This is a genomic window from Enterobacter sp. RHBSTW-00593, assembly GCF_013784105.1.
GTDB classification, from domain to species: domain Bacteria; phylum Pseudomonadota; class Gammaproteobacteria; order Enterobacterales; family Enterobacteriaceae; genus Enterobacter; species Enterobacter ludwigii.
Window position 1 is genome coordinate 3,189,526 of sequence record NZ_CP056393.1, and the last position, 25,437, is coordinate 3,214,962.

21 protein-coding genes are annotated in these 25,437 nt (G+C 54.1%); 8 read left to right on the forward strand and 13 right to left on the reverse strand.

Features of this window, described 5'->3' with window-relative positions; genetic code table 11:
- Positions 1-7: 7 nt before the first annotated feature.
- From bglF to dusC, 4 genes are all read right to left on the reverse strand, one after another.
- Positions 8-1,861 (reverse strand): PTS beta-glucoside transporter subunit IIABC, encoded by a 1,854-nt coding sequence (gene bglF / locus HV242_RS15090; protein WP_050737099.1) that lies wholly within the window; start codon positions 1,859-1,861, stop codon positions 8-10.
- A gap of 136 nt (positions 1,862-1,997) precedes the next feature.
- Entirely contained in the window at positions 1,998-2,831 is an 834-nt protein-coding gene (gene licT, locus HV242_RS15095) for a BglG family transcription antiterminator LicT (protein WP_063858293.1), read from the reverse strand.
- Positions 2,832-2,997: 166 nt separating this feature from the next.
- Positions 2,998-4,353, reverse strand: coding sequence for a carbohydrate porin (locus HV242_RS15100; RefSeq protein WP_050737100.1), 1,356 nt, complete (start codon positions 4,351-4,353; stop codon positions 2,998-3,000).
- A 313-nt stretch (positions 4,354-4,666) separates the two neighbouring features.
- Complete coding sequence (gene dusC / locus HV242_RS15105) at positions 4,667-5,599, reverse strand: tRNA dihydrouridine(16) synthase DusC (protein ID WP_050737101.1); 933 nt, start codon at positions 5,597-5,599, stop codon at positions 4,667-4,669.
- A 194-nt stretch (positions 5,600-5,793) separates the two neighbouring features.
- Between dusC and HV242_RS15110 the strand changes: the two genes are divergently transcribed.
- The 5 genes from HV242_RS15110 (at position 5,794) to HV242_RS15130 (ending at position 10,255) form a co-directional block, all read left to right on the forward strand.
- Positions 5,794-6,192 (forward strand): CidA/LrgA family protein, encoded by a 399-nt coding sequence (locus HV242_RS15110; protein WP_050737102.1) that lies wholly within the window; start codon positions 5,794-5,796, stop codon positions 6,190-6,192.
- Complete coding sequence (locus HV242_RS15115; RefSeq protein WP_014170901.1) at positions 6,189-6,884, forward strand: CidB/LrgB family autolysis modulator; 696 nt, start codon at positions 6,189-6,191, stop codon at positions 6,882-6,884. Before HV242_RS15110 ends, HV242_RS15115 begins: the two co-directional genes overlap by 4 nt.
- Before the next feature lie 129 nt (positions 6,885-7,013).
- A complete protein-coding gene (gene cdd, locus HV242_RS15120; RefSeq protein WP_044858476.1) occupies positions 7,014-7,898 on the forward strand; it encodes a cytidine deaminase in 885 nt (294 codons plus the stop codon).
- A 127-nt stretch (positions 7,899-8,025) separates the two neighbouring features.
- Positions 8,026-8,745: an outer membrane permeability protein SanA gene (gene sanA, locus HV242_RS15125; RefSeq protein ID WP_014170903.1), complete on the forward strand. Its 720-nt coding sequence runs from the start codon at positions 8,026-8,028 to the stop codon at positions 8,743-8,745.
- 121 nt (positions 8,746-8,866) lie between these two features.
- On the forward strand, positions 8,867-10,255 hold the full coding sequence (locus tag HV242_RS15130; protein ID WP_040017992.1) for a glutamine synthetase family protein: 1,389 nt from the start codon (positions 8,867-8,869) through the stop codon (positions 10,253-10,255).
- Positions 10,256-10,304: 49 nt separating this feature from the next.
- Here the strand turns inward: HV242_RS15130 and mglC are convergent, their stop codons facing one another.
- From mglC to HV242_RS15165, 7 genes are all read right to left on the reverse strand, one after another.
- The gene (gene mglC / locus HV242_RS15135; RefSeq protein ID WP_014170905.1) at positions 10,305-11,315 is read right to left on the reverse strand and encodes a galactose/methyl galactoside ABC transporter permease MglC; all 1,011 of its coding nucleotides are present in this window, start codon (positions 11,313-11,315) and stop codon (positions 10,305-10,307) included.
- A gap of 15 nt (positions 11,316-11,330) precedes the next feature.
- A complete protein-coding gene (gene mglA / locus HV242_RS15140) occupies positions 11,331-12,851 on the reverse strand; it encodes a galactose/methyl galactoside ABC transporter ATP-binding protein MglA (RefSeq protein WP_020883197.1) in 1,521 nt (506 codons plus the stop codon).
- A gap of 79 nt (positions 12,852-12,930) precedes the next feature.
- Positions 12,931-13,929, reverse strand: a complete 999-nt coding sequence (gene mglB, locus HV242_RS15145) for a galactose/glucose ABC transporter substrate-binding protein MglB (RefSeq protein WP_014170907.1) — start codon at positions 13,927-13,929, stop codon at positions 12,931-12,933.
- A 295-nt stretch (positions 13,930-14,224) separates the two neighbouring features.
- Complete coding sequence (gene galS, locus HV242_RS15150) at positions 14,225-15,247, reverse strand: HTH-type transcriptional regulator GalS (RefSeq protein WP_020883196.1); 1,023 nt, start codon at positions 15,245-15,247, stop codon at positions 14,225-14,227.
- 155 nt (positions 15,248-15,402) lie between these two features.
- Positions 15,403-16,560 (reverse strand): DUF418 domain-containing protein YeiB, encoded by a 1,158-nt coding sequence (gene yeiB / locus HV242_RS15155; protein ID WP_050737103.1) that lies wholly within the window; start codon positions 16,558-16,560, stop codon positions 15,403-15,405.
- An 18-nt stretch (positions 16,561-16,578) separates the two neighbouring features.
- A complete protein-coding gene (gene folE, locus HV242_RS15160; RefSeq protein WP_020883194.1) occupies positions 16,579-17,247 on the reverse strand; it encodes a GTP cyclohydrolase I FolE in 669 nt (222 codons plus the stop codon).
- Between the two features lie 102 nt (positions 17,248-17,349).
- On the reverse strand, positions 17,350-18,498 hold the full coding sequence (locus tag HV242_RS15165; RefSeq protein WP_032678574.1) for a YbfB/YjiJ family MFS transporter: 1,149 nt from the start codon (positions 18,496-18,498) through the stop codon (positions 17,350-17,352).
- Positions 18,499-18,636: 138 nt separating this feature from the next.
- Here HV242_RS15165 and fghA point away from each other — a divergent pair, with 138 nt between their 5' ends.
- Positions 18,637-19,473 carry an S-formylglutathione hydrolase gene (fghA, locus tag HV242_RS15170; RefSeq protein WP_044868058.1) on the forward strand — a complete coding sequence of 279 codons (837 nt, stop codon included), beginning with the start codon at positions 18,637-18,639 and terminating at the stop codon, positions 19,471-19,473.
- A gap of 249 nt (positions 19,474-19,722) precedes the next feature.
- On the forward strand, positions 19,723-21,708 hold the full coding sequence (locus tag HV242_RS15175) for a ligand-gated channel protein (protein ID WP_050737104.1): 1,986 nt from the start codon (positions 19,723-19,725) through the stop codon (positions 21,706-21,708).
- Between the two features lie 53 nt (positions 21,709-21,761).
- On the opposite strand, the gene HV242_RS15180 is transcribed toward HV242_RS15175, so the two are convergent.
- Complete coding sequence (locus HV242_RS15180; RefSeq protein WP_020883191.1) at positions 21,762-23,231, reverse strand: amino acid permease; 1,470 nt, start codon at positions 23,229-23,231, stop codon at positions 21,762-21,764.
- Positions 23,232-23,402: 171 nt separating this feature from the next.
- A complete protein-coding gene (gene yieE / locus HV242_RS15185; protein ID WP_014170915.1) occupies positions 23,403-24,269 on the reverse strand; it encodes a DNA-binding transcriptional regulator YeiE in 867 nt (288 codons plus the stop codon).
- Positions 24,270-24,367: 98 nt separating this feature from the next.
- Between yieE and HV242_RS15190 the strand changes: the two genes are divergently transcribed.
- Positions 24,368-25,414 (forward strand): YeiH family protein, encoded by a 1,047-nt coding sequence (locus tag HV242_RS15190; RefSeq protein ID WP_032678578.1) that lies wholly within the window; start codon positions 24,368-24,370, stop codon positions 25,412-25,414.
- The last annotated feature ends 23 nt before the right edge of the window (positions 25,415-25,437 follow it).

The following is a 25,437-nucleotide window of genomic DNA, read 5'->3' on the forward strand; positions in this document are numbered from 1 at the left end:
TCTCCTGTTATTGATGGTTTACGCTGAGTAACGGTGCTCCCGCATTCACGGAGGTTGCCGCCACGGTCACCACTTCGCGGTACTCGTCGCTATTACTGATAATAATCGGGGTCGCCAGGTCGTATCCGGCATCGATAATCGCCTGACGATCAAACTCCAGCAGCAGATCCCCCGGCTGTACCTTGTCCCCCACCTTCACATGGGCGGTAAATGGCTTGCCGTCGAGCTTCACGGTGTCGATACCTACGTGGATTAACACTTCAATACCGTTGTCACTGAGCAGGCCGATGGCGTGTTTGGTCTGGAACAGCGAAGCTACAACGCCAGCAAAAGGGGAAACCACTTTGTTATCTGAAGGAATAATGGCAACCCCGCTGCCCAGCAGGCCGCTGGCAAAGGTGGTATCCGGCACGTGATCGAGCGCCAGAACGGTACCGGTCATCGGGGATAACACGTCGTTTTCCCCGACCGACACTGCAGAATCAGGCATTGTGCGCCCCGGCATACCGGCCACCAGCGTCAGGCCACAGCTCAGTACCAGCGCAACCACCGTACCAATAACGCCGCCCCACAGCGTGGCATTCACCCCACCCGGCGGGATCATTTGTGCGATGGTAAAGATATTCGCAAAGCCGAAGGAATAAACGTGGGTATCGCTGAAGCCGACGATCGCCCCGCCGATAGCACCAGCGACACAACCAAAGATAAACGGACGGCGCAGCGGCAGGTTTACGCCATACACGGCTGGCTCGGTGATGCCAAAGATCCCGGCCGTGACGGATGAGCCTGCCAGCATTTTCTGGCGGGCATCGTGGGTACGCAGGAAAATGCCCAGCGCCGCACCCACCTGACCAAATACTGCTGGCAGCAACATGGGCAGCATCGAGTCATGCCCCAGTACTGCCAGGTTATTAATCATCAGCGGCACCAGCCCCCAGTGCAGGCCAAAAATTACGCATACCTGCCACACTGCCCCCATTGCCGCCCCCGCCAGCCACGGTGCCAGCACATAGATCCCCTGATAGCTGTTCGCCAGTATCTGACTCAGCCAGGTCGCCAGCGGACCAATGACCAGGAACGTCAGTGGAACAGTAACGCCTAAACAGATCAGCGGAGCGAAGAAGTTTTTCATCGATGATGGCAGCCACCTGGTGCTCTGCTTTTCCAGCCAGCAGCTTACCCACGAAGCGAGAATAATCGGGATCACCGATGTGCTGTAGTTGAACCAGGTAACCGGAATACCAAGAAAGGCTTCCGATACCGCCCCCGGCTGTTGGCTCGCATTAAAGGCGGCGATCATCATCGGATGGGTAAGCGCCCCGCCGATCACCATGGTAATAAACGGGTTGCCGCCGAATTTTTTCCCGGCCGTATAGCCCAGCACCAGCGGGAAGAAGAAGAACAGCGCGTCGCTTGCGGCAAACCAGATTTTATAGGTGCCACTTTCAGTCGTGAGCCAGCCGCAAACCACGGCCAGCGCAAGCAGCCCTTTTAAAATACCGGACGCAGCAAGGATGCCAATAAACGGCGTGAAGATCCCGGAAACGATGTCGATCAGACGGCCCAGCAGGTTGCCTTTTTCCGTCTTATCGTCCACCACAGGGGTATCATCTGTCAGCCCTGCTTCCTTGCGTACCGCCAGCCACACATCATGCACATGGTTACCAATCACGACCTGAAACTGACCGCCGCTTTCGACTACCATGATCACCCCCGGGTTTTTCTTTAACCCTTCCGCATCCGCTTTTTGATTCTCTTTCAGTTTGAAGCGAAGCCGGGTGGCGCAGTGAACAAGGCTGACGATGTTCGCTTTCCCGCCAACGTGCCCGAGAATATCCTGTGCTAAAGCCTGGTATTCCATCTCGATTTCCTTACATCCGATGCCCGAAGGCACCTGTTGACTGAGTACAAAATAAAAAAACCCGAGAACGGTCTTTTTTCAAAGACCGCACCCGGGTTTTGCCTGCATTATGCAGTAACAATCCCATTGTTGAGGCTTAGCGCCCCTCTTTTCTTACCCGCTCAATATGAATCGCGAGGAACATAATTTCTTCGGTTGTCAGCTCACGCTGATAGCTCTTATTCAGATGCTGCGCGATTTTCTCTGCGCATTTCCAGGCTTTCGCGTAATTGTCCTTTACCGCCGTATGCAACGAAACATCATCATCTTCTACCACGGTGCGGGTAAGCATCCGCTGAGCAAAAAATTTCAGATGGGTGACAAAACGCTGATAACTGAGCGACTCTTCGTCATACTCAAGCTGTAGCTGATACTTCACCAGTTGCAGGATCTCCTGCATCACCCGCGTCACGTGCATCACTTCCGGCATTTCGCTATTCAGTTGCGCCGTCACCAGATGCAGCGCGATAAACCCGGCTTCATCCTCCTCGAGTTCAACATTCAGGCGTTTGGCGATAATGGCCCGCGCCTCCTGCCCTAATTCGAACTCCTTCGGATAGAGACGTTTAATATCCCACAGCAGCACATTTTTGATTGCCAGCCCTTTCTTTTGGCGTTCAATCGCAAAGTAGCAGTGGTCCGTTAAGGTGATATACAAACTGTCCTGCAGTTTCCCCAGCCGCTGCGCTGCCTGCCCAATAATGCAGTCACAGATGGTCATCACCTCAAGCGGGATCTGGCTCAGCAGCTCTCCGAGTCGACGCATCAACTCATCGCTTTGTAATGCAAACACCTTTTCAATAAGCGCGGTATCCAGTTCATCACCGACGCGTTTCTGGAACCCCAGCCCACGCCCCATCACGACCTGTTCACATCCGCGTTCATCCTGAACAACCACCACATTATTATTAAGAATTTTGGCGATTTTCATCGGAACCCCAGAAACAAAAAAACCTGACCTCCGGCAGATGCCAGAAAATCAGGTTTTGCCTGCCTAAGCAGTAACAATCCAGTTCTGGCACTCTATCAGTTTCATTCGTAGCCTCAATATGTCACGAGTAAGAAACGTGACGCAGATCGAACTTGAGACGGTGATCTCAGAAGGTCACCACCGTTTTCAGCTCGGTTACCCAGGCATCCTGCGTGCGGGAAACCCCACCAGGATGGTGCCAGTATTGAATGCCCGGCTGTAGCTCCAGCCATGACAGCGGACGAAAGCGATAGTAGAACTCACCGTTCAGCGAATGGTCCGGCACAGGATGGTATGCCGGATCGTTATAATCGGAAGCCCCGCTCAGGCTGTTCAGGTAACGTTGATTGCATGCGTACTGGCTGCTCATATCAATCCAGGTCAGACCGAAGCCAATCCAGTCTTGTGGACGCGCATCAAACAACCCACGGTATCGCAGTGAGGCTGCGTATACCTGGTGCATAGAGTTCGTGCGTTGATCGGCAAGACTCATGCTGAAAGAGGCGCTCAACCCACGATTCGGATCATTTTGATGTTGGGTCAGTTGCTGGTTTAGCCCGGCATACATAAACCAGGTGCGGTTGTGCTTATCAAATCCATCCGGGTCGCTCGCACCCGCCCCACCGGATTTACCCCGGTAAAGATCGGTTTGCGGCGCATTGGTAAACACTACGCCCAGATTGTACGCGCCCGGCAGACCGTTGATATGCGGACGCGCTTCGATTTCAACCGGGAGTAATATTCCTTTGCTGCCCTTTGTTGACCAGCTCCAGGCATGGCTGCGGCTTGACGCGTCCGGGTTTTGCTCCATCACACCGCCTTTTATGGTCAGCGTGGGCGTTACTTTATACGCTAGCGTGGAGCCCCAGGTATGCACGTTCCAGTTATTCCAGGTCAGTGAGTTGGCAGATTTCCCGCCGCACTGCGAGAGCAACTGGAAGTCACACGGAATGATTTGATCAAAGGTTTGCACTTTGTTCATCATCCCGATGCGCCAGGTCAGACGCCGATCGTCAAAACTGCGGGCAAAGGTGAGCCAGCCCAGGCGGGTAATGGACTGCCCTCCCCAGCTTTCCTGAGTCAGGTCGTTAAAGTTAACGCGCGGATCCTGGACACGCCTGGTGGTGAGATCGTCATTGTGGTTACGGTTGACGATATTTCCTTCGATCCGCGCATCCGGCACGCCTGTCCAGCGCTCCAGATCCTGATTAAAGGTCAGCGCAAACTGATCAATATACGCCACGTGAGAATCATGGTTATAGCCGCCACCTCCGTTCCAGGCGATTTCGTTCAGATAGCCCAGATTATAAGTAAACCCGTTATCGTTAATGATCTTGCGGATGCCGCCCATATCGCCCAGGAGAGGGTCCGGTGGCGCTTCAAAACCTAACACCGTTCCATTCCATTCCTGTGCCCCTGATAAAGAGGGGAATGTTATTAAAGCGAGCGCGCACAGTGTAGTGTGTATATTTTTATATGCCATCATAACAACCTGTGAGTGAGTATTGAGTGCGTAAGCCGTCGCAGGAAAATTCTCTTTTCCTGTCGCGATTTAATTATTCATTTCAGTGAAAGACGTCAGTAAAAATTGTTAAGCCAAATTTCTCTCCTGCGTAAATAACAGGCAAAAAAAAACCTAAGCGCTCCACAGCGATACGTGCTGTGAAACGCTTAGGTTTTGCCTGTTAACCAGTAACAATCCTGCGTTGAATACAGTGGCACCTTAACATCGTGGCGTCACGTTGAAAACCTGCTTTGTTTTATATTTTAAAAAAGTGTGAGCAAATTAACGCTTATTATTTGGACTGAATCACCCGTGCAATATCAGCGGAAGTCTGCAGCGTGCGGATCTCCTGAAATAACCCCAGCGCTTCACTGTACTCTTTGCGTAAATAACTGAGCCACTGCTTAATTCGCGCGACGTGATATAACCCGGTATCACCCTGTTTTTCGAGGCGACTGTATTTTTTCAGCAGCGCGACCACATCAGCCCACGGCATACGTGGTTCGTTATATTTAATCACCCGGCTGAGGTTTGGTACGTTAAGCGCGCCACGGCCAATCATCACCGCATCGCAGCCAGTCTCTTTCAGGCACGCCTGCGCGCTTTCGTAATCCCAGATTTCGCCGTTGGCAATAACGGGAATGGTGAGTCTTTTGCGGATCTCGCCAATCGCCTGCCAGTTAATACGTTCGGCTTTATAGCCATCTTCTTTGGTGCGCCCATGCACCACCAGCTCAGTGGCCCCGGCCTGCTGCACGGCATCGGCAATCTCAAATTGCCGCGCGTCGCTGTCCCATCCCAGACGCACCTTTACCGTCACCGGCAGATGCGACGGTACAGCCTCACGCATGGCTTTTGCGCCACGGTAAATCAGCTCCGGATCTTTCAGCAAGGTGGCACCGCCACCGCTGCCATTCACCAGTTTGGATGGGCAACCGCAGTTGAGATCAACCCCAAAGGAACCAAGCTCTACGGCACGAGCCGCGTTCTCCGCCAGCCATTCGGGATACTGACCCAGTAGCTGAATGCGCACCAGCGTGCCGGAAGAGGTGCGGCTCTGATGATGCAGTTCCGGGCAAAGGCGATAGAATGATTTTACTGGCAACAACATATCGACCACGCGCAAAAACTCCGTCACGCAGAGATCGTAGTCGTTCACCTCGGTCAGAAGCTCGCGCACGAGAGAGTCGAGCACGCCTTCCATTGGGGCCAGTAAAACACGCATAGCAGTACCTGTGAAAAAAGACGCGCTATAGTAGCCGCTCTCCCGGCGTGAGGAAAGCCCGGCGGTTAACCCGGTGAGGTTATACCAGACGTTCCATTTCGGAATGTCTGGTATGCTCAAAATTCATGATGTGATCCGTGGCACATTTTTAGGTTTAATTGTATGATGAATGCGTTTCATCAAGGACTTTCACCATGAGAAAATCATTGAACATTATCTGGCAATATCTTCGCGCATTCGTCCTGATTTACGCCTGCCTGTATGCCGGAATCTTTATCGCATCCCTGCTTCCCATCACCATTCCCGGCAGCATCATCGGAATGTTGATCCTCTTTGTTTTGCTGGCCTTGCAAATTCTGCCTGCCAGATGGGTTAACCCTGGCTGCTTTGTCCTTATTCGCTATATGGCGCTGCTGTTCGTGCCTATCGGCGTCGGGGTTATGCAGTATTTTGATTTGCTCCAGGCGCAGTTCGGACCCATTCTGGTCTCCTGCGCGGTCAGTACGCTGGTGGTTTTCCTGGTAGTAAGCTGGAGTTCGCATCTGGTGCATGGCGAACGTAAAGTGGTCGGGCAGAAAGGAACAAAACAATGATGGCCAATATCTGGTGGTCGCTGCCGTTAACGCTGGCAGTGTTCTTCGCCGCACGCAAACTCGCCGCACGTTTCAAAATGCCGTTACTTAATCCGCTGCTGGTGGCGATGGTGGTGATTATCCCGTTCCTGCTTCTCACCGGCATTCCTTATGAACGCTACTTTGCCGGCAGCAAAATTTTGAACGACCTTCTGCAGCCGGCCGTGGTGGCGCTCGCCTTTCCTTTATATGAGCAATTGCACCAGATCCGCGCCCGCTGGAAATCCATCATTACCATCTGTTTTGTCGGGAGCCTGGTGGCGATGATCACCGGCACCTCGGTGGCGCTGCTGATGGGCGCGTCCCCGCAAATTGCGGCCTCTATTCTGCCTAAGTCGGTCACCACGCCTATTGCGATGGCCGTGGGCGGCAGCCTGGGGGGGATTCCGGCCATCAGCGCCATGTGTGTGATATTCGTGGGGATCCTCGGCGCGGTCTTTGGACATACCCTGCTGAATGCGATGCGTATCCATACCAAAGCGGCACGAGGTCTGGCGATGGGTACCGCGTCGCACGCCCTGGGCACCGCGCGCTGCGCTGAACTGGATTATCAGGAAGGGGCGTTTAGCTCACTCGCACTGGTGATCTGCGGGATTATCACCTCCCTGCTCGCACCGTTTATTTTCCCGCTGATTGTGGCGGTCATGGGTTAAAATTTGCGATGCGTCGCGCAAATTTCATTTTGTTTTCATAAGTTGCATACATAATGAGAAGTGGATCACATATAAAGCCTCAGCGGCTCCGTAAACTACCGATCCATTAACCTTTATGAGGCAAACGCCATGCATCCACGTTTTCAAGCTGCTTTCGCCCAGCTTGCAGAGAATGTGCAATCAGCTCTGGCCCCGATTCTGGCGGATGAGCATTTCCCGGCCCTGCTGACGGCTGAACACGTCACGGCACTGAAAAAAGCCACAGGGTTGGACGACGACGCGCTGGCCTTCGCGCTGCTGCCGCTGGCGGCGGCCTGCGCCCGCGCCGACCTCTCTCATTTCAACGTCGGTGCGATTGCACGCGGCGTAAGTGGAACCTGGTACTTCGGTGGCAACATGGAGTTCCTCGGCGCGACCATGCAGCAGACCGTTCACGCGGAACAAAGCGCCATCAGCCACGCCTGGCTGCGCGGTGAACAAGCGCTGAGCGCCATTACCGTTAACTACACCCCTTGCGGCCACTGCCGCCAGTTCATGAACGAGCTGAACAGCGGGCTGGAGTTACGCATCAATCTGCCAGGCCGTGCGCCACATACCCTCGGGGATTACTTGCCTGACGCGTTTGGTCCGAAAGATCTCGACATCAAAACGCTGCTGATGGATGAACAGGATCACGGTTTTGCCCTTTCCGGTGATGCGCTGAGCGAAGCCGCGATTCGTGCGGCGAACAAGAGCCACACGCCATACAGTCACTCCCCCAGCGGTGTGGCGCTGCAGTGTCGTGATGGTCGCATCTTCACCGGCAGCTATGCCGAAAACGCCGCCTTTAACCCGACGCTGCCACCGCTTCAGGGCGCCCTGAATTTGCTGAGCCTCAATGGCTATGACTACCCGGACATTCAGCGCGCTATTCTGGCAGAGAAAGCCGACGCGCCGTTGATCCAGTGGGATGCCACCGCCGCAACGCTGAAAGCGCTCGGCTGCTCAACTATTGACCGTGTTTTGCTTGCGTAATGCCTCCGGCGGGCAGAAATGCCCGCCGCTTTGCTGAAAAACCCCTCAGTTGATTCGCTGTTTCTTGCGCTAACCAGGCGGGTAAAGTAGCCTGAGTTAAATTTCACCTTCGGTACGAGCCATCTGCATGTTAAAGCGCGCTTTTTACAGCCTGTCTGTCCTGGTCGGCATACTGCTGTTGATCGTGCTGGGTCTTGATCGCTGGATGAGCTGGAAAACGGCTCCGTATATCTTTGACGACCTGCAGGACCTGCCCTATCGTCAGGTCGGCGTTGTGCTGGGTACCGCCAAGTATTACCGCACCGGGGTGATTAATCAGTATTACCGTTACCGCATTCAGGGCGCGCTGAACGCGTATAACAGCGGCAAAGTGAATTACCTGCTGCTGAGCGGCGATAATGCGCTGCAAAGCTATAACGAACCGGTCACCATGCGCAAAGACCTGATTGCCGCCGGTGTCGATCCGGCTGATATCGTACTCGACTACGCCGGGTTCCGCACTCTGGATTCCATCGTGCGTACGCGCAAGGTGTTCGATACCAACGATTTCATCATCATCACCCAACGCTTCCACTGCGAACGCGCGCTGTTTATCGCACTGCATATGGGTATTCAGGCGCAGTGCTACGCCGTACCGTCGCCTAAAGATATGCTGAGCGTCCGCGTACGTGAGTTTGGCGCGCGTTTTGGCGCTCTGGCCGATCTGTACATCTTCAAACGTGAACCGCGCTTTTTAGGTCCGCTGGTACCCATTCCGGCAATGCATGAAGTGCCGGAAGATGCGCAGGGCTACCCGGCCGTCACGCCAGAACAACTGCTTGATATGCAGAAAAAAGAGAAAAAATAGCCTCGCCTTTATACTTTCTTTATACCGTGCGTAACGCTTTTTATCCCGCCTTTACGCCGCCCCTTTTAAGCTGAGTTCACTGCCGCTACGGCTTCATTGAAGAATGACTATGAACTCAATAATGAATGCGTTTTTCCTGAAAAATATCCGCCCCTATTTTAACTTCCCGGGTTTATCACTCCCGACGGCACTCAACGCTGGCCTCTGGCTTGATGACAAACTTGATGCCATGCAGCACAACGTCTCGCTGGAAGTGGCGGATTACCTGGAACGTTACCCGCAGACGAAACATATTGACGTTTACCTGAACGATATCAATGGCATTATGCGCGGCAAGCGGCTCTCGGTGGAAAGCATGCTAAATCTGGAAAAAGGCTGTTACTTCCCCCTCTCCGTCTACTCCATGGACCATAAAGGCAAAATAGCCGCCCCGCTTGATGATGAGCCCGACCGGCTCTGCGTTCCCGTCGGCGGTTCCCTGCGCCCCTGTTCGCAAGACCCTCAGCATAACGCGCAGATCCTGCTGACCATGAAAGAGAGCGACGGCAAACCGTGCCCGCTTGAGCCAAGGGTGATATTGCAAAACGTTCTGGCTCGTTTCCATCAGCACGGGCTCTTCCCGGTGATTGCCCCGGAAATTGAGTTTTATCTGACCGGACGCGGCACGCAGGATCCACAAAATCAGGGCTGCTTTCATATGGATACCTCAACGGCACACGCGGCGCTGTTTGACGAGCTGGAGCAGCTGGCGCACCTGCAGCGTATCCCCCTGACCGGGATCGTGGCCGAAGCCGAATCTGGCCAGTTCGAGTTAAACCTGAAGCATAGCCATCGCGTCGTTGAAGTCTGCGATAACGTGCTGGCCCTGCGACGCCTGACCCGCTACGTTGCGGAGAAACAGGGTCTGCAGGCCAGCTTTATGGCCAAACCGTTCAGCCAGCAGTCCGGCAGCGGTTTGCACTTCCATTTCAGCCTGAACGATATTCATGGCGAAAACGTATTCGCGTCACCGGTGGAAGCGCTGAACAGCATGATGCGCCTCTGCATCGCTGGCCAGCTGGCGCTGATGCCCGCCTCCATCGCCATTCTCGCCCCTGGCGTTAACGCATTCCGCCGCCTGCGTAAAAACCTCACGGAACCGCTATTTAACTCCTGGGGCTATAACACCCGCTCCGCCGCGCTGCGTATTCCCTGCTCTGATGACCATAACCGGCGTATTGAGTACCGGCTGGCCGGGGCTGATGCCAACCCGTATCTGGTGGCGGCAACGCTTCTGAGCGGAATGCTGTACGGGCTGGAAAATTTTGACGAGCAGGATTTACCTGAACCTCAGCAGGACGGGCCGGATCTGCCGCTGTTTCAGCAGGAGGCGATCGAGACATTTGCACGCTGTCAGTATCTCACCGACAGCCTGGGAGAGGCTTTTTCTCAACAGTGGGTTGCCTGCAAGCTCTCCGAACTCGACTGGTTCGAGAGCATCGTCACCCGGGAGGAGTCGAGTCTGGCATGAAGCACAAAAAAGCCCGCTCGGTGAGCGGGCCAGGTAATGCCAGAGGCGATTATTTTTTACGCGCGTATTTGAGTGAATCCAGGGCGACCGCAAAGATGATGATGCCGCCTTTGATGATGTACTGCCAGTACGGGTTCACGCCGATGTAGGTCAGACCGTAGTTGATTACGGTAAAGATGATGACACCGGTTACCACGCCGAACACGGTACCCACGCCGCCGCTAAAGGAGACGCCGCCGACCACACAGGCTGCGATCGCATCCAGTTCGTACATGAAGCCCAGGTTGTTCGTTGCAGAGCCGATACGGCCCGCTTCCAGCATCCCACCAAAGGCGTAGAACACACCTGACAGGGCATAGATCATCAGCAGGTTCAGGGCAACGTTGACGCCGGACACTTTCGCCGCTTCCGGGTTACCGCCGATAGCGAAGATGTTTTTACCGAAGCGGGTTTTGTTCCACAGGATCCAGACAAAAGCGACGGCAATCAGGGCGTAGAAGGTAATGTACGACAGGCGGAAACTGCCCAGCGCGATAAACCCTTGCGTAAAGGTCGAGAACCCGCTGTCGAAGCCAGAGATTGGCGACGCCCCCACGAAGTCGTAGTACAGGGAGTTGATACCGTAAACGATGATCATCGTGCCTAAGGTAGTGATAAATGGCGTCACGTTCAGGTAAGCGATAATGATGCCGTTAATCAGACCAATCACTGCGCCGATCGCACAGACAATCAGGATCACCACGAAAATGGGCATGGTCGCCATTTCCGGGAACACCTTGTTGGCGTTTTCCATCGACTGCAGCAGCGTTGCCGCGATAACCGCCGCGAGGCCAACCTGACGTCCCGCTGACAGGTCAGTCCCCTGCGTCACGATAAGTCCCGCCACGCCCAGCGCGATAATAATACGCACGGAGGACTGGGTCAGGATGTTACTGAGGTTCAACAGGCTTAAGAACGTAGGGTCCTGGAAAATGATGATAGCCAGCAGTACTAAAAGAACAACGTAAATACCGCCTTCTTTCAGGTAAGTGAGAAAACTTTTTTTATTTAACGCACTCATGAGGAGCCCCTGATCTTAAAGGTGCAAAGACGCAAGACGCAAAATTTCGTTTTGCGTTGTCGTTTTGGTGTCAACAATACCGGCAACGAGACCATTGCTCATAACCAGAATACGATCTGTGATCCCTAACAATTCCGGCATTTCGGAAGAAATAATAATGATCCCTTTATTCTTTTTCGCCAGCTCGGCAATCAGCTGATAAATCTCAAACTTCGCGCCGACGTCAATACCGCGGGTCGGTTCATCCAGCATCAGGATTTCTGGCTGGGTTAATAACCAACGCCCAATAATGACCTTCTGCTGGTTACCGCCTGACAGCGAACCAATTTGCGTGCGGTGACCTGGCGTTTTGACGCGCATGGAGTCAATCACCCACTGGGTATCGCTCTTCATGCGGGAGTTATCCAGCAGCCCGACTTTGTTTTTATAGTTGCGAATATTGGAAATTAACGAGTTAAAGTTAATATCCAGATACGCATAAATACCGGTCGAACGACGCTCTTCCGTGACCAGCGCAAAACCATTATTAATGGCTTCGTTAGCGCTGTGGTTATTGATTTTCTTACCGTGCAGCGTGATGGTGCCCGCGGCTTTCTCACGAATACCGAACAGGGTTTCGACAATATCAGTACGTTTTGCCCCAACCAGACCTGCGATACCGAGAATTTCGCCCTTATGCAGGTCAAAAGAGACGTCGCGAATAGACGGCTGGCGCAGCGAGGTGAGATTGCGAACCTCAAGGATCACTTCACCCGGCTTGTTCTCTTTGTCCGGGAAGCGCTGGTTCAGAGAGCGCCCCACCATCATGGCGATGATCTTGTCCATATCCAGCCCTTCGAGAGGCTGGGTGGCAATCCACTGGCCGTCGCGCAGGATGGTAATCTCATCACACAGCTGGAAGATCTCTTCCATTTTGTGAGAGATATAAACAATGCCGCAGCCGCGGTCTTTGAGCTTACGAATAATGGTAAAAAGGTGGTTAACCTCTTTTTCCGTTAATGACGATGTCGGTTCGTCCATGATGACGATTTTCGCATCATAGGAGAACGCTTTGGCAATTTCGATCATCTGCATTTGGGATACGGATAACGTTCCCACGCGGGCGCGCGGATCGATATCAATATCCAGTTCATCAAAAATCGCTTTGGTGTCGCGATACATTTTATCCTGATCGACAAAGACACCTTTGGTCGGATAACGGCCCAACCACATGTTATCCATAACAGAACGCTGCAGCACCAGGTTTAATTCCTGGTGAACCATTGAGATACCGTTTTCCAGTGCTTCTTTTGCTGAATGGAAATCGATCTCTTTCCCCTGAAAAAGAATGCTGCCAGAATCTTTTTGATAGATCCCAAAAAGACATTTTAATAATGTTGATTTACCTGCGCCGTTCTCACCCATTAATGCGTGAATAGAGTGAGGACGAACTTTTAAATTAACATTATCGAGTGCCTTAACCCCGGGAAATGACTTGTTGATGGCGCTCATTTCCAACAAGTATTCACCAGATGACTGAGTATTTGTGCTGACCATAATTATACCTTGTTGGCCTCGCATATCGCGTTATAAAAGGGCGCAACAAGTTGCGCCCAGTGAAGACAATTCAAATAACTTATTTACCGATAAACTCAGCCAGGTTGGACTGGTCTACGCCAACGTAAGGTACGCGAACGATTTTGTTTTCAATTTTCCAGGTCGTACCGTCTGCCGCACCTTTGCCATCGGCCAGGTTTTTCGCCAGATCGAAGGTTGCTTTCGCCTGGTTGTTGGCATCGTTCAGCACGGTACCGGCCATTGCACCGGATTTCACCAGGGCCAGAGCTTCTGGCAGTGCATCCACACCGAACACAGGAATGGCTGATTTGTTGTGCGCTTTCAGGGCTTCTACCGCACCCATAGCCATCGCATCGTTGTTGGCAATTACCACTTCGATTTTGTTAGCGTTCGGGCCGGACAGCCACGCGTCCATCTTATCTTTCGCCTGAGCGGTATCCCACATCGCGGTATCTAATGCCAGCTGCTGGGTTTTCAGGCCCTTATCATTTAGCTCTTTGATAACGTAAGTGGTACGGGCTTCAGCATCCGGATGGCCTGGTTCGCCTTTCAGCAGCACGAACTGGATTTGGCCGTCTTTGTTCAGGTCCCAGTTCGGGTTCGCCGCCCAGTGTTTAGCGATCAGATCGCCCTGAATAATGCCGGACTCTTTGGAGTCAGTACCGACGTAAAACGCTTTGTCATAGCTGTCCAGCGCTTTACGGGAAGGTTCTTTGTTGAAGAAGACAATCGGCACATTCTGGCCGCGCGCTTTTTCAATGACCGTGCCTGCCGCAGCGGGGTCAACCAGGTTGATGGCCAGTGCCTTCACGCCTTTTGCCAGCAGAACGTCGATCTGGTCGTTCTGTTTGGACTGGTCGTTCTGGGAGTCATTCATCAGCAGCTGAACATCTGGCGCTGCTTTAGCATCTTTCTCGATAGCTTTACGGACAACAGACATGAAGTTGTCGTCGTATTTATAGATGGTCACACCAATACGGGTATCCGCAGCATGCGCTGCTGCACCAAAAAGCATGCTTGCCATTACAGCAGACAGGGTCAACACCTTCTTATTCATGGTATCTCCGGTTTTTTTTATGCAGGGTAGTTCTTGTGAATAACGATCGGCAGGCAGGTGTTAATGAAACGTTACTGACAGCCGAAGTTCACTTATAAAATTTCTATCTTCCGTGTTCGGTAACGCTCCAGAAATGCGTTTTATTCGTTGTTTGCGGCACATTGGCTATGGTGAAAGTGATTAATCACTGTTACATAGCGTTTCAGCCCCTAAAACGCTGACATCATAGTCAGCGCCTTGTTAAGATACTGTGAATTTACTCACAGATTGAAAACGGTTACATCAGCTGATGTAATCAGTTAGTGATCGGAACCACAATTTGCCGGGCAGCGACAGAATGTCGACGCACTAAAGTCGGCATGAAACAGTGTGTTGCGCCCGGATCCAGCAGCCCTGCCGCCCCCTGTAACGCCAGCTCAGTGGCCAGTTTGGCCATAGAGGCAATGGGGTAACGCACGGTGGTCAGCTGCGGGTCGGTGTAACGGGCAATGGGAATATCATCAAAACCAATCAACGATAAATGCTGTGGCACCGCAATGCCGTTATCCTTCAGCGCAGTCAGCGCCCCGGCCGCCATGTTATCGTTATAGGCAAACACGGCAGACAGCTGCAGATTACGGCCCAGTAACTCCACCATCGCCGCCTCCCCGCCCTGCATATCCGGCGTTCCGGTTCCAACCCAGCTTTCAGACGGCGTAATACCCTGTTCTTTAAGGGCGTTTTGCCAGCCTTCGCGCCGCAGCTCATCATCTTCAATATGATGGCTGGAGGCCAGAAAACCGATCCGCTGATGCCCGTTGTTGATGAGCATTTTGGTGGCCATCATCGCCCCACTGACGTTATCCAGCCCGACGCAGCGGTGGGCATACCCTGGCACAATACGGTTGATCAGCACCATGCCCGGGATTTGCTCCATAAACCCGGAAATCTCGTCATCGCTTAAAGCTTTTGAGTGCACAATCAGTGCGTTACAACGCTGGCGGATCAGCACTTCAATCGCATGACGCTCTTTTTCAGCCTCGTGATAGCTGTTGCCAATCAGCACGTATTTCTGATGCTGCTGAGCGACAACGTCTACCGCTTTAACCAGCGCACCGAAAAAGGCATCAGAGACATCCATCACCACCACGCCAATGGTATCGCTGACCTGCGTGGCAAGCGCCTGCGCATTGGCATTAGGGCGATAACCCAGCTGGGTCACGGCTTTCATTACGGTTTCGCGGGTGTCAGGGCTGACCAGCGCGCTGTTGTTCAGCACGCGTGAGACGGTAGCCACGGAAACACCCGCCTGACGGGCGACGTCACGAATGGTGATCATATTCACCATCCTTCAAAGGATTGCAGCAACTCACAGACACCCCCTGTGTTTAGCAAGGTGGCTATTTTGGCAGCGAGAGAAAGGGGACTACGTGAAGAAGCTCACACAGATGAAAACGTTTACATCCGTTTTGTTAATGATTGTGATCCAGATCGTTATCTGGATGTATTTCTCAATGATACCCCTGAAGCATGTGCGGTTAACTGACGCCACACCCACTCCAGCGGCCCCTGGCGGAAATAACGCAGCCAGAGAACAGAAAACGCCAGGTTAACCATCCAGACCGGGAGAACAAACGCCAGCAGCGAAAGCCGGTCGAATTTCATAAACAGGCCAAACCGATAGAAAAGCGTGGTGCATATCAGCGTCTGCAGAATGTAATTGCTGAGGGCCATACGGCCTACGCAGGCAATGGCACTGACAATCCATGCACGACACATTTGTGGCCAGAAGCCGTAAATGAGTGCCGCATAGCCAATCGTCTGGAAGGGCGCGCTCAGCTCGCGCGGGACCTGAAGCAGAAACGCACACCAGCGGTAGTTCCAGTGCAGATGCCACTGCATGATCACGGCCGGCAGATTAATCAGCACGCCGAGAAGAATTAACCCGGCTCCCGTCAGGCGATAGTGGCGAAGGGAAAACTCCCCTTTCAGCCAGCCGGTGCGCATCAGTGATGCCCCCATCAGCATCATCCCTGCCAGCTGCCAGCCATACTGCGCCCCCAGCGCCAGCAGGTTATCGCCAAGCATATCCGCACGGTTGCTTATCGCTTCCGTGCCTCCTTTCAGCTTCCAGAACTGCTCGTACTGAAGGTTGGCGGCATCGGGGATCCATGAACGGTTTGCCGCATCACCGGAGATTATCCCCAGCAGTAACAGCACGCCAAGGCCCATGACGTAAAGCATCACGCCCGTGTTAAACAGGCTTTTTACGCTGTGCGCATCGCGAATGAGCCGCCAGCAAATCAGCCCGACTAAGCCATAGGCGAGAAGAATGTCGCCATCCCAGAAGAACAGCCCGTGAATAAAGCCGAGGATCACCAGCAATGTCAGACGCGACTGGATCCAGCGCGTGCCGCGCCTGAGCAGTAGCTGCAGGCCCGCGCCAAACAGCAGGGCAAACAGGGTGAGGAATTTGACCTGGGCAAAGAGATCGAGGATGGCCCACGTCCAGGCATCGCTGCGGGTGATGTCGCCATACCACGCAGGATTGAGATACGCCGCCTTCGGCAAGCCGAAGGCGCTGATGTTAAGCAGCAGGATACCGAGAATGGCGACGCCTCGAACAAAATCGAGCGTGACGTTTCGCTCCATGTAGCCTGCCCTGTCAGATTAGTTGTGGTGACGCACGGCGCGCAGAAACTCCTGGCGGGTGTTCTGGCTGGATTTAAACAGACCGCCCAGCGACGTTGTGGTAGTCGCACTGGTGGCATCACGCACGCCGCGCGCTTTCACACAGTAGTGAACGGCGTCGATAGATACTGCCACGTTATTGGTGCCCAGCAGCGTTTGCAGCGCGGTCAGGATCTGCTGCGTCAGACGCTCCTGCACCTGTGGACGCTGAGCAAAGAACTGCACGATGCGGTTAATCTTCGACAGACCAATCACCGTATCTTTAGGAATATAAGCCACGGTCGCTTTACCGTCGATGGTCACGAAGTGGTGTTCACAGGTACTGGTTAACGTGATATCACGTACCGTTACCATCTCATCTACCTTCATCTTGTTTTCAATGACGGTGATTTTCGGGAAATTGGCGTAATCCAGGCCGGAGAAAATTTCGTCAACGTACATTTTTGCGATACGGTGCGGCGTCTCCATCAGACTGTCGTCGCTCAGATCGAGATTCAGCAGTTGCATGATCTCGGTCATATGCCCAGCAATCAGATGCTTACGGGTTTCATTGTCCAGTTCCTGAACGGGTGGACGCAGTGGCGTTTCAAGACCACGCGCAACCAGAGCTTCGTGAACCAGGGCTGCTTCTTTACTGAGTGATGGCATTCTTTTCTCCTGCAGGTGTGGCGTCTTTTGCCCTCGTTGTGGCAAAAGTGTGCGCTCATTGTGCGTGAGGCGGCGCACATAATCCAGTATTCACGACGATAATTATTGCAATTGCTGTTGCCTTTCGGCCTGACGATCCCAGACCAGTGCGCCGCCGATGAACAGCGCGACGCCCGCCAGCCCCAGCGCAGGCTCCAGTCGGTGCGTGAGCCACGTCGACAACGCCGACGTTACCGGGCCAATCAACTGACCGATGGCATAACCGGTAGTAAGCAGTCCCGCCATGTAGCGCGTGTGATCTGGTGCCAGTTCGCGCCCATAAAGTAAAGAGAGCTGAACGGCACACAAGAACCCGCCCCCAACGAGCAAGCCGCCGGTCAGTAACCCGCCAATCCCCGGCAGCAGCCAGGCTGCCAGTACGCCGGCCCCCTGCAACCACAATACGATAGCCAACCTGCGGTTTGAGGTTGAGGTGTGGCGTAAAACGATGCTGAGCGCAATGCCCGCCACGGCGGCAATACCAAATATCGGCCAGACAAACTGGGCAAACAGACTGCCGGGAAAACGCACGGCCGCCATTTGCGATAAAAAAGTCGCCGGAAGGATATAGCCAAACCCGGCCAGGCTGTAGCTCCAGACCAGGCGCTTTAAATTCTTCGTCAGGACGAGCGGTTCCGGTGCGCTGCCTGGCCGGTGAAGTTGACCCGCCCGCGGCAGATACCGGGCCACCAGCGCGATAAGCACCAGCGCCAGCACGCCGTAGATTTGCCATGCTGCACCGGCGGAGAGCGCCTTAGCCTGGATATAGACGGCGAGCAGCCCGCTGAGCGCAATACCTGCACCTGGCCCGGCAAATACCGCGGCGCTGAGACCCGGTTTCCCCAGTTGTCCCAGCCGCTCGTTGGTCCAGGCGGCAATCAGCACCATCGACCAGCCGCTCATGCAGCCAATCACAAAGCGCAGCAGGCCATGTACCACGGCGTTATCAGCCGCAGCGGAAAGCAGCGTCAGCGCAACTGCACCAAAAATACCCAACCAGAGGCGTGTTTCAACGAAGCGGTGCGCACGCATTGCATCCCATGCTCCCACCAGATAGCCCAGATAGTTCATCGCCGCCACCAGGCCCGCGCTGGTGAGCGTGAGTTGCCCGGCGGCAATCATTAGCGGCACCTGAGGGGTAAAAGCAAAGCGCCCTATCCCCATCGCTACCACCAGAACCACAAACCCACTGAGCGCGATACGCAGCGCCATGACCGCTCCAATTGTTAAAGAAAAGTTAATTTATGATGCCGCATCTTACCGTCCTGCGAAAGTGAAAGTTACTCACAGGTAAATGAAAACTCTGTATTATGGGCCGAGTGAATAGCCATTCGTATTAAGGAGCCCTGCATGGAACTGCTCGAAGAGCATCGTTGTTTTGAAGGTCGACAGCAGCGCTGGCGGCACGACTCCAGCGTACTGAACTGTGCCATGACGTTCAGCATTTTTTTGCCGCCAACTGAAACGGGCGTAAAGCCACCCGTGCTGTTCTGGCTGTCCGGTTTAACCTGTACCGACGAAAACTTCACCACCAAAGCGGGCGCGCAGCGTATTGCGGCTGAACTGGGGATTGCGCTGGTCATGCCTGATACCAGCCCGCGTGGCGATGATGTCGCCGATGATGCCGGGTACGATCTGGGCAAAGGCGCCGGATTCTACCTGAACGCGACAGAGCAGCCCTGGGCACGTCATTACCGCATGTATGATTACATTCGTGACGAACTGCCTGCGCTGGTTCAGGCCGAATTTGAGGTAAGCGACCGCTGCGCCATTAGCGGACACTCCATGGGTGGACACGGCGCGTTGATAATGGCGCTGAAAAATCCGGGAAAATACACCAGCGTGTCGGCATTCGCCCCGATTGTGAACCCCACCCAGGTGCCATGGGGTCAGAAAGCCTTCACCCATTATCTGGGCAGTGACACAGATAAATGGCAGGCGTGGGACGGCTGTGCGCTGATGCTGGCCAGCAACACGGGGGACGCCATCCCGACGCTGATCGATCAGGGCGATGCGGATCAGTTCCTCGCCGGTCAGCTACAACCTGCGGTTCTGGCCGAAGCGGCACGCCAGAAGGACTGGCCGCTGACGCTGCGTATCCAGCCAGGGTATGACCACAGCTATTACTTTATGGCGTCATTTATTGAAGATCATCTCCGCTTCCATGCGGCGCATCTGTTTAAGTAAGTTCCTCCCTTCTTGCCCGGTGGCGCTCCGTCTGCCGGGTCTCAAAACCCTATCCCTTTGAATAAAAGCCAGTTTCACTAACCAATACCAAAACACAAATGATTTCGATTATCATTTGTGTTTACAATTTCACATTCTTTTGTACAATTCCAGGCTCTTCTCCATCACAAAGAGTTCTTACAAGACAAATACATACAGTTCTCAGGGTTACCCGATGGAGTGTTTTTCTTTTTGATATGGAATGTTCAAATGACAATACCACGCGTTACGTTACTGGCTGTTGCCATCAGCGCCGCCATGCTCTCCCCTCTTGCTCACGCAGCCGACCCGGATACCGTGGTGGTGACCGCCACGGGTTTTGAGCAAAAAATCCAGAATGCCCCAGCCTCTATCTCCGTCATTTCAAAGCAGCAGATTGAAGACAAGGCTTACCGCGATGTGACCGATGCGCTAAAAGATGTCCCGGGCGTCGTCGTCACGGGCGGCGGAAGCAGCAGCGATATCAGCATTCGCGGCATGGCGTCCCAATACACCTTGTTCCTGGTCAATGGCAAGCGCGTCAGCACACGCAGCACGCGCCCGAACAGCGATAACTCGGGCATTGAGCAAGGCTGGCTACCGCCGCTGGAGTCTATCGAGCGCATCGAAGTGATCCGCGGGCCCATGTCATCGCTCTATGGCTCAGATGCAATGGGCGGCGTAATCAACATCATTACCAAAAAAGTCTCGAATACCAAAGCCTGGACCGGATCGTTACACGGCGATGCCACGTTCCAGGAGAACCATGATTCCGGGGATATCTTCCAGACCAACGCCTACGCTTCCGGCCCGTTAATTGACGGACTGCTCGGTGCAAAAGTGACAGGCCTGCTCTCACGTCGCGCGGAAGATCAGATCCTGAACGGTTTCAATGAGCAGAAAATGCGTAACGGCGGGATCACGCTGAACTTTACCCCGGACGAGCAGAACGATTTTGACCTCGATTTTGCCCGCGAACTTCAGGACCGAAACAGCACGCCGGGCAAGTCGAAAGCGACTGAAACCTGCCGCGGGACAACCTGCACGCCAAACAGCAAAAGCGAAACCCGCTACGAACATACGACCTATTCCCTTACCCACAGCGGTTACTACAGCGACTTCAACACTACCAGCTACATCCAGCAGGAAGAGACCAATAACCCGGTTCGCAAAATGCGTTCGTATAACACCACTTTCAACAACCAGAACCAGATCTTCCTCGGCGACCATACCCTGACCCTCGGTGGCCAGTATCGCTATGAGAAGCTGCGTGACAACGGTAACCAGCTTGAGGCGGCGGACGGGCTCAACAAACTGACGCGCTGGAGCTGGGCGCTGTTTGCTGAAGATGAGTGGGCGATGACCGATAGCTTCACGGCGACCGGTGGTCTGCGTATGGATAAAGACCAGAACTATGGCACCAACTGGACGCCTCGCGGTTATGGGGTGTGGCACCTTGCAGAACAGTGGACGTTAAAAGGGGGCGTTTCTGCCGGCTACCGTGCACCGGATCTGCGTCAGTCCTCCGCCAACTGGGGTCAGGCAACGGGCGGCGGTCGGCTGGATGGCATGATCGTGGGTAACCCGGACCTCAAGCCGGAGAAGAGCCTGAGCGAAGAGATCGCCCTGCTCTGGGATAACAATGACAGTCTTAACGCCGGCGTTACGCTGTTCAATACCGACTTCAAAAACAAAATCACTGAAGTACGCCGCTGTAACAGCAGTGCCGACCCTGCCTGTACGATTGGCGGCCATGCCTACGATTTTGTCAGCGACCGGGTCAACGTCGATAAAGCCAACATGCGCGGTGTGGAATCCACCTTCGGCTGGAAAATCACCCGTGATGTTAACTGGACGGCTAACTACACCTATACCGAATCCGAGCAGAAGAGCGGTCAGTTCTCCGGTAAGCCGCTGAATAAAATGCCTAAGCATATGTTCAACACCACGCTGGACTGGCAGGCTACGCAGGATGTGGGCTTCTGGAGCCGCCTGAACTTCCGCGGCAAATCTTCTGAGTATCTCAGCCGAACCTCAATGTCACAGGGCACACCGTCTTACACGCAGGTTGATGTGGGTCTGCGTTATAACGCCAACAAGAACCTGCTGGTAACCGCAGGCGTGTATAACGTGCTGGATAAACAGATTGATTACGAGACTTACGATACCGTACTTGATGGCCGCCGTTACACTGTCGGCATGACCTACAGCTTCTGATCGCCAATAAAAAAGCCCGCTCAACCGAGCGGGCTAAAAGAGAGGAAGTGCGGTTATTGTTTTACGCGTCCCGGAAATTCCATTTCACTGTAGCGAACAAAGCGCGTCCCCTTCGTCAGTTTGTAACCAAACCAGATTATCAGGAACAGCGGAATACCGATGTAGGTCGCCGTTACACCACCCCAGTCGATACGGTCCGCAAGGAACGCTTCATAGTTCTGTCCCAGCGTAATAATCAGGCACAGAATGAAGGCGAAAATAGGCCCCAGCGGGAAGAACCCTGAGCGATACGGCAGGTCATTAATGTCATGACCTTGCATAACGTAACCGCGGCGGAAGCGATAGTGGCTGATAGCAATCCCGAGCCAGGCGATAAAGCCCGTCATACCGGACGTATTGAGCAGCCACAGGTACACCGTCTGGTTGCCAAACATGGAGGTCAGGAAGCACAGACCGGCAATCACCGTTGTGGCATACAGGGCATTACGCGGTACGCCGCCACGGGACAGCTTAGAAAAGATGCGTGGCGCTTTGCCGTCGCATGCCAGGGTGTAGAGCATACGGGTAGACGCGTACATGCCGGAGTTACCCGCTGAGAGCACGGCGGTCAGGATAACGGCGTTCATCACCGCCGCGGCGGAGAGCAGACCGGCATGCTGGAAGACCAGCGTGAACGGGCTAACGCTGATGTCTTTCACATCATTGCGCAGCAGGCTTGGATCGGTGTAAGGAATGATCAGGCTGATAATCAAAATCGCAAACACATAGAACAGCAGGATACGCCAGAATACCTGACGCACCGCGCGTGGAATGTTCTTCTCCGGGTTCTCGGATTCACCGGCAGCAATCCCGATCAGCTCGGTTCCCTGGAAGGAGAAGCCGACAATCATCGCCACGCCAATCATGGCCGAGAATCCACCCGCAAATGGCGCATCGCCAATGCTCCAGTTACTCCATCCTGCAGGTTGAGCGCCTTTGAAAATACCAACGATCATCGCCACACCGACGACGATAAAGATGATGACGGTTGCCACTTTGATCAAAGAGAACCAGTATTCCGCTTCGCCAAAACCACGCACGGAGATGTAGTTGAGCAGGAAGATCACCGCCAGGAACAGCGCACTCCAGATCCAGCCTGGCGTGTCCGGGAACCACCAGTTCATCACCAGCTGTGCGGCGACCAGGTCAACGGCGATAGTAACGGCCCAGTTGTACCAGTAGTTCCAGCCCAGCGCGAAGCCAAAGCCTTCTTCAACGTATTTTTGACCGTAGGTCGAAAACGAACCGGATACCGGCATGTACGCCGCCAGTTCGCCCAGACTGGTCATCAGGAAGTACACCATCAGGCCAATCAGGATATAAGAGAAAAGTGCCCCACCCGGGCCGGCTGCCGAAATTGTTGCGCCAGAGGCAACAAAAAGACCTGTACCGATTGAACCGCCGATAGCGATCATCGTCAGGTGACGCGCCTTAAGTTCGCGACGTAGCGCGGGCGCTTCTGTGGTTTTAATTTCTGAAACCATGTGAAAATGCTGTCCCTTCAACAAATGAGGCGCGATTGTAGCAGACGATACGCGTTCCTTCCGGCAGAAATGCTCAGTTATAAGAGAGCTTCATGACTCGGCCAGGATTATAAGTAAAGCACGCATCTGCATCTCCCCTCTCCCAACGGAGAGAGGATCCACATTGCGGGTTTACATGTCGCAATAGCGCAGAAAACGCTGCAGCGAGCTGGAAAGGTGTTTCTGACGATGATGAATGCACCACAGCGTGCGCACCAGTTTAGGCAACGGGAGCGGTATTTCGACCAGCGTGCCGGCCTCAAGCTGTTCAGCAATCACCCGCCGGGAGAGACAGCTGATGCCCAGCCCATGACGGACCGCGTGTTTGATGGCTTCCGAGTTGCCCAGCTCCATACTCAGCCGGAAATGCGGCAGGTGGGAGAGCAGCAGGTAATCGACAATTTCACGCGTACCGGAGCCCTGTTCCCGGAGGATCCACTGCGCCTGAGCCAGCCGTTCCAGCGTCACTTCACCCTGTAATAAAGAAGAGGCTGGCGAGGCGAACACCACCAGTTCATCTTCCAGCCAGGGTTCAGCAATGATATCGACGTTGTGACACGGCCCTTCAATCAGACCGATATCCACTCGGAAATCGATCACCGCATTGATGACATCCTGGCTATTGCCAACGCTCATCTCCAGCGGCAGGGTCGGGAAATCCCGGCGATAGCGGGCAATCACTTCCGGCAGAATGTAATTGCCGATCGTACTGCTGGCGTAAACGCGGATGGCCCCGTTCTCTTCGCGGAACAATTGTTCGATTTCTGTCGCCTGCTCCAGCAATGCCAGCGCGCGCGGGTACAGCAGGCGGCCATGTTCATTGACGACCAGCCGTTTCCCCACTCTGTCGAAAAGCTGAACCCCCAGTTGCCCTTCCAGATCGGTCAGGGCCGCGCTGACGGCGGACTGGGACAACGCCAGCATTTGCGAGGCCTGCGTCGTCGACCCGCTTTTCAGCACTTCGGCAAAAACTTCCAGCTGACGCAACGTAATGTGCATGGTCACTTACCACTTATATAGATTGATTATAAGTATATAATCAATTTTATTTTTAAGCCACAACGCCGTAACCTTTTAGCCAGATAAAGGAGAAGGTTATGTCAGAACACACCTTACAGCATCAACGTACATTGTGGCACTTCGTGCCGGGTCTTGCGCTCAGCGCGGTGGTAACTGGCGTAGCGTTATGGGGCGGCAGCATTCCGGCCGTCGCCGGGGCAGGTTTTAGTGCCTTAACGCTGGCAATATTGCTCGGCATGGTAGTGGGAAATACCGTTTACCCCCATATCTGGAAGTCCTGTGATGGCGGGGTTATTTTCGCCAAACAGCATCTGCTGCGCCTCGGGATTATCCTTTACGGCTTCCGCCTGACCTTTTCACAGATTGCGGATGTCGGCGTCAGCGGGATCGCTATTGACGTCCTGACCCTGACCAGCACCTTTTTACTGGCCTGCTTTATTGGCCAGAAAGTGTTTGGGCTGGATAAACAAACCAGCTGGCTGATTGGTGCCGGCAGCAGCATTTGCGGGGCTGCCGCGGTACTGGCAACCGAGCCTGTCGTTAAAGCAGAATCCAGCAAAGTGACGGTTGCCGTCGCGACCGTGGTTATTTTCGGTACGCTGGCGATTTTCCTCTACCCGGCCATGTACCCGCTGGTTGCGCACTGGTTTAGTCCGGAGACCTACGGCATTTATATTGGTTCAACCATGCATGAAGTGGCTCAGGTGGTGGCGGCGGGTCATGCCATTAATCCGGATGCGGAAAATGCCGCGGTCATTGCCAAAATGCTGCGCGTCATGATGCTGGCTCCGTTCCTGATTATCCTGGCCGCTCGCGTAAAACAACTCGCGCCGGCAGGCAGCAGCCAGAAGAGTAAAATCACCATTCCATGGTTTGCGATTCTTTTCATCGTGGTGGCGGTATTTAACTCCTTCCACCTGCTGCCGAAAGCCGTGGTGGATATGCTGGTCACGCTGGATACCGTCCTGCTGGCGATGGCGATGGCGGCGCTCGGGGTCACGACACACGTGAGCGCGCTGAAAAAAGCAGGTGCAAAACCGCTGCTGATGGCGCTGGTACTCTTCATCTGGCTGATCGTTGGTGGCGGTGCGATTAACCTCGCGGTACATAGCCTGATGGCATAAACCACTTCATCCTTCTCCTGTTA